The sequence below is a fragment of the Phormidium sp. CCY1219 genome (assembly GCF_035615515.1).
Classification (GTDB): domain Bacteria; phylum Cyanobacteriota; class Cyanobacteriia; order Cyanobacteriales; family Laspinemataceae; genus CCY1219.
Genome location: NZ_JAJENT010000789.1, coordinates 1 through 3,749, shown reverse-complemented (window position 1 = coordinate 3,749; position 3,749 = coordinate 1). Strand labels below are relative to the sequence as shown.

Genomic DNA, 3,749 nt, shown 5'->3' with positions numbered 1-3,749 from the left:
GGGGGGAGAACTCCTCCCTACGCATAAATGACGAGGGTTTCCGTTCTCCCCCTTACCAACCCTAATTTCTGATGACTTCACACCTGCCCCAAACTCAAAATTTGGCCATTCGCCCGTTGCAATCGCGAGATTTCGAAGCGGTTGATGCGCTTGTCGATCGCGCGATTGAAGTGGAAAACCCCAGCAGTTCGATCGAAAGTGGCGCGCTGGATATCCACAGACATTTATCCCTCATCCGTCGCTGGTATTGGCCTCTGAAGTGTCTGAGTTGGTTTCCCAATCCGCTACAGTACCTTCTGTACGTCCATGTGGCTCACGATCCGCAGGAAAATATTCGCGGCTTGATTCAGATTTCGCCGTTTAACCGCACCCGCAGCACTTGGCGGGTCGATCGCTTGTTTGTCGATCCCGGCGCGGGAATGCTTGGCACCGGTTCTCAGCTCATCCGCCATTGCTTGGAGGCTATCTGGGAAGCGCGGATGTGGTTGCTCGAAGTAGAGGTGAATGAAAAAGACGAGCTGGCGCTTTATCGGCATAATGGGTTTCAGCCGCTAGCGCAAATGACCTATTGGGCGATCGCGCCGGATTTACTGGAGGCTTTGGCTCAGCGCGAACCGGATCTGCCGAATCTGATGCCGGTGAGCAATGCGGACGCACAATTGTTGTGCCAGTTGGATACCGCTGCGATGCCTCCGTTGGTTCGTCAAGTGTTCGATCGCCACATCCATGATTTCCAAACCAGTCTCCCGGGTGCGGTGTTCCAAGGGGTTCGCCAATGGCTAAATAACATTGAAGAGGTGAGCGGTTATGTGTTTGAACCCCAGCGCAAAGCGGCGATCGGCTATTTTAAAATGCGTCTGTGCCGCGATGGTTCTCAACCCCATGTGGCTGAATTAACGGTTCATCCGGCTTACACTTGGCTTTATCCTGAATTGCTCTCCCAAATGGCGCGCATCGCTCAGGATTTCCCGCCTCAGTGCTTGCAATTGGCTTCTGCTGATTATCAGCCGGAACGAGAAGAATATTTAGAACAAATCGGCGCTGACCCGGTTTACCATACGTTGCTGATGTCTCGGTCGGTTTGGCATAAGTTGCGCGAGGCGAAACCGGCGGCTTTGGAATTGCAATTGTCTGAGGTAATCCAGGGGTTGCAAGGTGCTCGCAAACCGATTCCGAGTCGCATTAGTTGGCTGCAAAAGTCTCAGCGTTCCGGGCAAAGCAACGGTAAGCCCGACTCGGTTCAAAAGTCGATTGAGGAGTTCGGTCAACTCCCGAATGCCGATCGCTTTGATTTCTCTCAAGATGATGATACCCTGAGCTAGGCGATCGGTTCTTAGCGGTTAGAAATTGGGTTGCACAAGCTCAATGGTAGAGATGCGATTAATCGCGTCTCTACAGCAACCTATTGGTTCTAGAAACTCGGGAGGGTTGTTCTGTTTATTGAATACTGTACCGACGCACTGGAACGGCTAAGGACCGATTGAAGAATGATTCCCCCACCCTGTGCTCGATTTAGTTTCAATTTTTCGGAATGAATGGTCACTAAAATATCAGCTCTCGGTTTGGATATCGGTCGCAAACGCATTGGCGTGGCGGGTTGCGATCGCACTGGATTAATTGCTACGGGTCTGACGACGATTGAAAGCCAATCGTTTCAGCAGGTGGTGGAACAATTACAGGCGATCGTGGCGGAACGGAAGGTGGATGTGCTGGTGGCGGGATTACCCTATTCCATGAATGGCACGTTAGGTTCGCAAGCGCGCAAAGTACAAAAGTTTGCCAAGCGCTTAGCCCAGGCTCTAAATCTTCCTTTAGAATACATTGACGAGCGTCTGACCTCCTATCAAGCGGAACAAATGATGCTGGCCGAAAATATTTCTCCTTCGCGCAATAAAGGCTCGATCGACCGCAAAGCTGCGGCTTTAATTTTACAGCAATGGCTGGACGAACGACGAGAGAAATGTAATCATTAACTACTCGCTATTTTAACTCATTTAATTGCGCGATCGGGTTAAATCTCGGTCGCATTTTTATATGTTAAAATTCCTATGAAAACAGATTTTACTGTAAATAAAGTGTCGGTTGAAATTAAATTATGCCCAAGGTTCGATGATGGCAAGGCTATGCGGATTTTACGATTAAGGAAGAAATGGAAACTGCAATCAATTAACCTTCCCTATGAAAAAAATAACTGAGGGTTTCCTGTCTTGGTTGCCCGACCTAACGACACAAATTTGGATTTTAATTTTCGGTCGATTGCTGTCTGGAATTGGCACCGGATTTACCTTATTTTATGCCCCGATATTCTTTTCTAAGGAAGTGGGGTTAAGCAAAACTGAGGTAGGTTTAGCATTAGGTAGTGGATCGGTTTCTGGGGTGTTTGGTCGCCTATTGAGTGGTAGTTTGGTGGATTCGCCTCACTGGGGGCGCAAAAAAACGTTATTATCGGCTACGGTGGTGTCGGCGATCGCTTCGCTGGTGTTAGCTTCAGCGAATGATTTTACCACGTTGGTTATTGGCAATTTGCTGATGGGATTTGGCGTGGGGTTGTATTGGCCCGCAACGGAATCGATTGTGGCGGATTTAACTACGGGAAAACAACGCCACGAAGCTTATGCGGTGACTCGTTTGGCGGATAGTTTGGGATTGCAATTAGGCATTGTATTTGGGGGTATTTTAATTGCTGCAACTGCAAATTATCGGTTGTTGTTTATCATTGATTCGAGTTCTTTTGTGGTGTTTTCGGCAATTATTTGGATGGCGATCGCAGAACCAACGCGCCATAATGTCCATCCGACACCCGCATTAACCGGCTGGACAAGGGCATTGCGCGATCGCGCTTTGCTGGTGTATGCTAGTGTCAATATCCTGTTCACCACTTACATTGCTCAAGTTCAAAGCACGATTCCCCTTTATTTCACCGATTTTGTCTCGGTTGGCGAGAGCAATAGGGGATTTGCGCCGGAAACCATTAGCGGACTTTTTACCTGGCATGTTGCCCTTTCTATCGTCTTTCAATTGCCGGTGGCGAGAATTCTCACCCGCTTTCGTCACGCCCAAGCGCTGACGGTTTCTGCTGTATTTTGGGTGATTGGATTTGGGGCGATCGCGATGACGGGGTTGCTCAATACCTCCCAACTGTTTGCGGCGATTCTCGGATTGGGAATTTTGGCGATCGCGATCGTCTCTTACACGCCGTTTGCTTCTTCTTTAGTCGCCGAAATTGCCCCCGAATCCCTGCGCGGGGTTTACTTATCGATTAATTCCCAATGTTGGGCGGTGGGCTATTTTATCGGCCCTTTTCTTGGCGGTTGGGCGTTAGATTTACCCCGTCCTTTCGCCGATGGATTGTGGTTGGGATTAATCGCAACTGTGGGGGTGGCAATTGTTATTTTGCAATTCCTCGATCGCTTGCTCAAAGCGCGCGTTACTGAGTAGAAAATGTCCACACCCTAGAAAGGTGGGTCTATACGGACAAAGACCGACTACGGGGGCTAATGAACATGCAGGGGGTTTGTGGCGGGTCGCATTTGCCGGGGCAATCACCGTAAAAAGCAAGCTAAGCATTGCACATAAGCCCTGCCTCGCACTACGGCTTCATCATACCCGATGGGGATTGCTTTGTCAACCCCTGGCGGCAACAATTTTCCGATCCCAGATTAGGTAGATTAGGGAGATTAGGGCTTTGCGGTGGGGAATTGCGCGATCGCATTTTTTGGCGCAATGGAAGGGTTGGTGAAGCTTTTTGT

Annotated in this window: 3 protein-coding genes; all 3 read left to right on the top strand. The window is 49.4% G+C overall.

From position 1 onward, the window contains the following. Positions 1 to 71 precede the first annotated feature (71 nt). The 3 genes from LKK83_RS24165 (at position 72) to LKK83_RS24155 (ending at position 3,438) form a co-directional block, all read left to right on the top strand. Positions 72 to 1,322: a GNAT family N-acetyltransferase gene (locus LKK83_RS24165; protein WP_324633970.1), complete on the top strand. Its 1,251-nt coding sequence runs from the start codon at positions 72 to 74 to the stop codon at positions 1,320 to 1,322. A gap of 213 nt (positions 1,323 to 1,535) precedes the next feature. Beyond that, the gene (gene ruvX / locus LKK83_RS24160; RefSeq protein ID WP_324633969.1) at positions 1,536 to 1,973 is read left to right on the top strand and encodes a Holliday junction resolvase RuvX; all 438 of its coding nucleotides are present in this window, start codon (positions 1,536 to 1,538) and stop codon (positions 1,971 to 1,973) included. 205 nt (positions 1,974 to 2,178) lie between these two features. After that, entirely contained in the window at positions 2,179 to 3,438 is a 1,260-nt protein-coding gene (locus LKK83_RS24155; protein ID WP_324633968.1) for an MDR family MFS transporter, read from the top strand. Positions 3,439 to 3,749 lie beyond the last annotated feature (311 nt).